Source organism: Desulfoluna sp., assembly GCF_030145185.1.
Taxonomy (GTDB): domain Bacteria; phylum Desulfobacterota; class Desulfobacteria; order Desulfobacterales; family Desulfolunaceae; genus Desulfoluna.
In genome coordinates this window covers 1-5,317 of the sequence record NZ_JAQYWB010000144.1, presented here as the reverse complement: position 1 = coordinate 5,317, position 5,317 = coordinate 1, and the positions used below count along the sequence as shown (strand labels likewise).

Annotated in this window: 5 protein-coding genes; 2 read left to right on the top strand and 3 right to left on the bottom strand. The window is 50.4% G+C overall.

Going from position 1 to position 5,317, the window contains the following annotated elements; translation table 11 throughout:
* Window positions 1-266: 266 nt before the first annotated feature.
* Together Q1Q75_RS22420 and rsgA are read right to left on the bottom strand one after the other, a co-directional pair.
* Window positions 267-782: a GNAT family N-acetyltransferase gene (locus tag Q1Q75_RS22420; RefSeq protein ID WP_300675428.1), complete on the bottom strand. Its 516-nt coding sequence runs from the start codon at window positions 780-782 to the stop codon at window positions 267-269.
* Entirely contained in the window at window positions 779-1,993 is a 1,215-nt protein-coding gene (rsgA, locus tag Q1Q75_RS22415) for a ribosome small subunit-dependent GTPase A (protein ID WP_300675427.1), read from the bottom strand. The genes Q1Q75_RS22420 and rsgA overlap by 4 nt, the downstream gene beginning before the upstream one ends.
* Before the next feature lie 718 nt (window positions 1,994-2,711).
* On the opposite strand from rsgA, the gene Q1Q75_RS22410 reads away from it, so the two are divergent.
* Complete coding sequence (locus Q1Q75_RS22410; protein ID WP_300675426.1) at window positions 2,712-2,987, top strand: DUF4389 domain-containing protein; 276 nt, start codon at window positions 2,712-2,714, stop codon at window positions 2,985-2,987.
* A 75-nt stretch (window positions 2,988-3,062) separates the two neighbouring features.
* Here Q1Q75_RS22410 and prxU read toward each other — a convergent pair whose 3' ends face one another.
* Complete coding sequence (gene prxU / locus Q1Q75_RS22405) at window positions 3,063-3,782, bottom strand: thioredoxin-dependent peroxiredoxin (protein ID WP_300675424.1); 720 nt, start codon at window positions 3,780-3,782, stop codon at window positions 3,063-3,065.
* A 711-nt stretch (window positions 3,783-4,493) separates the two neighbouring features.
* Between prxU and Q1Q75_RS22400 the strand changes: the two genes are divergently transcribed.
* A complete protein-coding gene (locus Q1Q75_RS22400) occupies window positions 4,494-5,096 on the top strand; it encodes a TetR/AcrR family transcriptional regulator (protein WP_300675422.1) in 603 nt (200 codons plus the stop codon).
* The last annotated feature ends 221 nt before the right edge of the window (window positions 5,097-5,317 follow it).

The window sequence follows — 5,317 nt, the reverse complement described above, 5'->3', positions numbered from 1 at the left end:
TGGGTGCGTTCATATGCAAGGCATCAGAGCTGAAGATGTAGTGGTTTACCTCAAAGCTCTGATAACGCGGCAGATGAGTGCACCCGGCTCGCCCGAAGGGTGAGAAAATCAGACAGAATACCGTGGATTACATTTTGCATTTTTGAAACAACGGAAAATATGACTGCGAAGAACTGCAATTACGAATCATTCCTTCGTCCTGATTGTTTTCTCATGAAATATCCGGGTTAAGGTGTCCCCACCCCGTCGGTGGGGGCCCCTGTTTGCTATCGTGTGGCCTGAAATCCTTCGTGGAAGGTGACCCGGCCCCGGTGTAGGGTGTTGCCAAGGGGCAGCACCATGAAAAACTCTGGGGGAATTCCTTCATATACAAGGCCCGGATTGTTTTTAAAGCCGTGCCTCCTGTAATATTCCGGGTCCCCCACCAAGGCGCAGCCCTGTGCTCCTTTTTGTTTCAGCTGCCCGATCCCTTCGCGGATGAGGGCGGTGCCGACGCCTTGCTTCTGGAATCCGGGCAGCACGGAGATGGGGCCCAATCCATACCATCCAGTGCTTCCGTCTGCGATAGAGACCGGGGAAAATGCCAGATGCCCCACGATCTGATCGTCCATCTCTGCCACGAGAGAGAGGGACAGTGCACCCGCCCTTCGCAGGGCATGGACGATGTAGTGTTCGGTCTGGCTGCTGATCTCAAGATGCATGAACGCCGCCACGGTGACGTGGGTGATGGTGTTGATGTCCTTTTTTGTTTCGTGTCTTATGATCAGGTTTGTATTCTTCAATGCTTCATCTTCCCCATTTTTTTCATTTTTTTGATTTCCCCTGCGAGCCATTGCCCCTTTTTTTTCTCCAACCTGCTGGCACCCAGATCTTCCCGGTTTTTCAGGAAGTCGAGCTCTTTTTTCTGCTTGAAGAAACTCTCCAGGCGTTCGTAAGAGAGATCACCTCGGCCCACGGCCCATTGGACGCTGCACCCGGGCTCGCTGGTGTGGGTGCAGTCGAAAAAACGACACTCCCGGGCCAGTCGATGGATCTCTGGAAAGGAACTCCCAAGTCCATCTGTTTCCCAGAATGCGATCTCTCGCATACCGGGGTTGTCGATGAGGAGGGCTCCCGTCTGAAGCCGGATCAGATCCCGGGTGGTGGTGGTGTGAACCCCTTTTCCGACGACGCTGCTCACCTCCCGTGTCTTTTGAATCTCTTCGCCAGCCAGGGCGTTTACCAGGGTTGATTTGCCGGCTCCAGACGATCCGAGAAGGGCCACGGTGTGTCCGGGTAGAAGGTAGGGGGACAGGGCGTCTATCCCAGATTTTGCGATGGATGATATGCCGTGTACAGGTACCCCAAAGGCGATGGACTCCACATCGGCCAGAAACGGTGAGATATCGTCATGGAGATCTGCTTTGGTGAGGAGAACCACCGGCGTACAGCCACAGGTGTAGACAAGGGTAAGGTACCGCTCGATACGGCGCAGGTTAAAATCCCGGTCCAGGCCGCAGACCACAAACACCGTGTCGATATTGGCGGCAATCACCTGGCTTTGCGTGGCGGATTCCTTTCCATGGTTTCCGGCGGCACCTCGCAGGAGGGCGTTTTGCCTTGGAAGCACCGAGACGATGCGCAGGCCCTGGTCGATGATCACCCAGTCGCCCACGGCAGGGAACAGCGCACCTTTGGCCGTTGCTTTGTAGAGCCTGCCCGTGGCCGGGGTGGTGATTTCCCGGACTCCGTCGTTGACGCAGAAGAGGTTTTTTCGAACCCTGGTGACCCGGGCCAGTGATTCCTCTGGTTTGATTTGGGTTTGCCAGTGTTTCGCCATTTCAGGGGACAGGCCCAGGCGTTCTAATTCACGGTTCGATGTCCCGCTCTCGATACAGTTGTCGATGGCCTCTTCTGGGAGGCATGCGGGGTCACAGCCCCGGAGAGTCTCGCCGGTAATGGTTTTTATCTGTTTCAGCTCTTTTTTGGTGGTTTTTCGAATGGTGATATCCAATGTTTTTTCCTTCGCATCCACAGACCATAAACATGGCGTGTGGGGGTGGTTTTGTTCTTTGCCTGCGAGTGTTTAAACTTTTTTTCTTGCTTGGATATCGTTGCCGGAGCGGCAGATGCACCAATAGTGCGGGGAATGAAAGAGGGGAACAGGCCACGATTCTATCGTTTGATAAACGCGCCTGCAATCATGACTGGGGTGCCGGGGAAAGTCCCTGGCAGAAAAGACCCTTGTTTCATTCGCTACCGGGCGGCAACGAAACAAACAAGCTCTCGTACGGGTGTAAACATAAAAAGAAAACTCCTTTTCGGCAGAACCGTGTAAGCTGTGAAATAACGTCAAATATTTACGCTCGAAACCAGAAAATGTCAAGAATGTGCTGTCAGAGCCAGGGAGAAAATACTGGACCGTTGGACATTTTATCCGTCTCCGGTGTAGATTTTTAAGAACGGTGACGGAACGATTCTATCGGGATCAGGGGACAGGCAAAAAGAATAGGATAGTGAATGGCATGCCATGATGTTTTCTTCTTGCGTGATTTTTTTTCCAAAAAAGCTTTATAGTAGGCTAACCTTGGCTTTAGCCCGTATCTCTCATGAGAAAACGATCAAGTTAAGGTAATAATATGTTATTACAGATAACTATCAGGAAAGATGTGGGTTAGATAGGTCGATAGAGCCTTTTTATACGTACGGAATTCCAACAAAAGGAGACATCCATGGAAACAAAATTAGAGAGTGGCAGCGGTCGTGCGGCTCAAGGTATTCGGGCTGTGTTTATGCTTGCTTTCTGGATCGCATCACGGATCGCCCTGGGCATTGTTGTTGCCCTTGCCCTGTTTCAGTTGATCTGTAGTCTGGTGACGCGTCGTCCCAATGAAAAAATCATGCGTTTCGGGAAAAACCTGGGGGTTTATCTTTCTCAGATTGTCGATTTCCTGACCTACAATACGGAGCAGAAGCCGTGGCCGTTTCGGGACTGGCCAGGGCTTTGATTCCATCAATCATAAGCCGCTCCCGTATAGAGAAGGAGCGGCCTATGACATGCTTAAAAGGGGGGGGCATTTGAATCAATCGAAGGCCATGTCTGTTTTCCACTCTTTCCAGACATTTCCCACCAAATCTGGACCTGGCTTCAAGGTTTTTTTCCCTGGACGCCAACCCGAAGGAGTGGCTTCCCCGCCCTTGGTTTCACGAACCAGCTGGAACGCCTGCACCTGCCGCAGCGATTCTTCAATATTGCGACCTACCGGCGGCGTCAGTACCTCATATCCCTGACACACACCCTCTGGATCAATGATAAATCGGCCCCGGTTTTCGACGCCTGCCGCTTCATTAAAAATTCCGAACAAGCGCCCAATTTTGCCACCAGCGTCTGACAGCATGGGGAAAGGGATTCCCTTGCCAACCATCTTGGACAATTCATGGTCATCCCACATTTTATGAACGAACATGCTGTCAATGCTCATGGAAAGTACTTCAACACCCAGTTTCTGATACTCAGCATATTTTTCTGCGACCGCAGAAATTTCAGTCGCTCAGACAAAGGTGAAGTCACCCGGGTAGAAACACAGGATCACCCACTTGCCCAGGTAATCGGATAACTGGATGTTCATGAATTTTCCCTGCTGGTATCCTGGTGCGACGAAATTCGGGACTTTTTCTCCCACATGAACCATTGATGCCTCCTTTTTAACGGGTTTGCTTTTTTCCTCTGCGGTCACTTCGACTGTTTCTCCTAATGGCCCCCCTGTGGGCCGAGCACATCCAACTTCCACTTCTTCAGCCATAAAGAACTCCTTTTATAGTTATCAGTGACTATCCATAAAGCCTTCTTTCAGACTAACGATTCAGCTTATCCCGGATACTTCATGAGAAAACAATCAGATCTAAGGAATAATGAGTAATTACAGTTTTTTGCCGTAATATTTTCGGCCGTTTCAAAAATGCAAAATGTAATCCACGGTATTCTGTTTGATTTTCTCACCCTTCGGGCGAGCCGGGTTATGCCTTCGGCGGCAAGATGAGCCATCTTGAAATCGGGTTTGCGAATGCTCTCCGGCTGGAGGTACCCTGGGTGCCTCGCGTCCACATTCGCGTGACGGGAGCGGGGTGGCAACGGATGGCGTAAGACCATGAGCTGCCGGTGCTTCCGTGTCAATTCACGGGTTGATTTTAGACGGAATAACTCCGGCGGGCCTGCCTGGGGTGACACTTACAGATTTCTGGGTTTCAAGCTTTGAGGCGGAGCCTGGGAACGAGAGAACCGTTGCCTTTCAGAATTCATTAAACCGTAAGCTATTGTGGGCAAAGTCCTTATAATTATCAAGTTTTTTAAAATCTCATCAATTATATGGAAGGCATTGAACGCTCATTATTATCTGTTTTCTCGTCTGTCGATCTCTCCATTGCAGATCAAATGGCCATATATCGGCTTGACTCCGTTTCGTAAATTCTGTAAACATACCATACCGTATGGTACTTAACTGAAAGGCGGATGGATGTTGAATAAAACAAAAGAGATGACAGTCAAAAAGATTCGGCGCAGTGCCGTGGACCTGCTTGATGCCGGCCTTAACCTCCTTGCGGAGTGCAGCATTCAACAATTGACCATTGATGCCTTGTGCAAAAAATTAAACCTCACAAAGGGGTCTTTTTACCACCACTTTAAAGGCCGGGAAGACTATCTGGAGCGCATGCTTCAACACTGGGTAGAGCATTGGACCGTGGGCCACATGGAGCCGGCGGGCAAAGCTGCAGGGGCGGCGGCGCGTTTTGATGCGATTGTTGAAAATTCAAACAATCTCCCCCATGGGCCGGAGACCAGTATCCGGTCATGGGCACAGCGGGACCCACTGGCACTGCGCTATCTGGAGAAGGTCGACTCGATGCGGATCCAGTATCTGTTCGAAATATTCCTGGAGAACTCTGGGGATTCACACCGGGCCCACCTTCTGTCGCGTATTGGGTATTCTCTTTTTGTGGGCACAAGAATGCTTGCGCCTGCCATTGAGGGCGATGACCGGGATGCCCTGATAAAATTGATGAAAGAAGAGCTGTATCATATGCCTGTGGACAACAACGGACAACGGAGGAATCCATAGCCCGGATATTTCATGAGAAAACAATCAGAACTAAGGAATAATTCATCATTACAGCTCTTTGTCGTAATATTTTCTGTTGTTTCAAAAATGCAAAATGTAATCCACGGTATTCTGTCTGATTTTCTCACCCTTCGGGCGAGCCGGGTGCACTCATCTGCCGCGTTATCAGAGCTTTGAGGTAAACCACTACATCTTCAGCTCTGATGCCTTGCATATGAGCG